Raw genomic sequence first — 244 nt, 5'->3', positions numbered from 1 at the left:
CAATTGGATCATTTATTAAATAAGACTCCAGACCATAATTGGCTTAAAAAGATATATGGACGAGAGGTATTTTCATGGACCAACAAAAAATAGCAAAGGCTGTTAAAGATTTATTAATTGCAATCGGTGAAGACCCGGAACGAGAAGGATTGGCAGAGACACCCCAGCGCGTTGCCAAAATGTACCAAGAAGTTTTTTCTTCTCTTAACCATCAACCAGAAGAAGTGGCGAACTATAAGGCCTT

General features: G+C 38.9%; 1 protein-coding gene and 1 pseudogene. Both read left to right on the top strand.

Translation table 11 applies throughout. The features are described from left to right. A pseudogene (locus AACL61_RS01215) lies at positions 1–93 on the top strand (2-amino-4-hydroxy-6-hydroxymethyldihydropteridine diphosphokinase); the annotation flags it as partial. Beyond that, positions 75–244 (top strand): GTP cyclohydrolase I (locus tag AACL61_RS01210; protein ID WP_339110868.1); only part of this gene is annotated, 170 nt, incomplete at its 3' end. The pseudogene AACL61_RS01215 and the gene AACL61_RS01210, both read left to right, overlap by 19 nt.

This window comes from Limosilactobacillus reuteri subsp. porcinus (assembly GCF_036621895.1).
GTDB lineage: Bacteria > Bacillota > Bacilli > Lactobacillales > Lactobacillaceae > Limosilactobacillus > Limosilactobacillus reuteri_J.
This window is presented reverse-complemented; position numbering and strand designations above follow the sequence as displayed.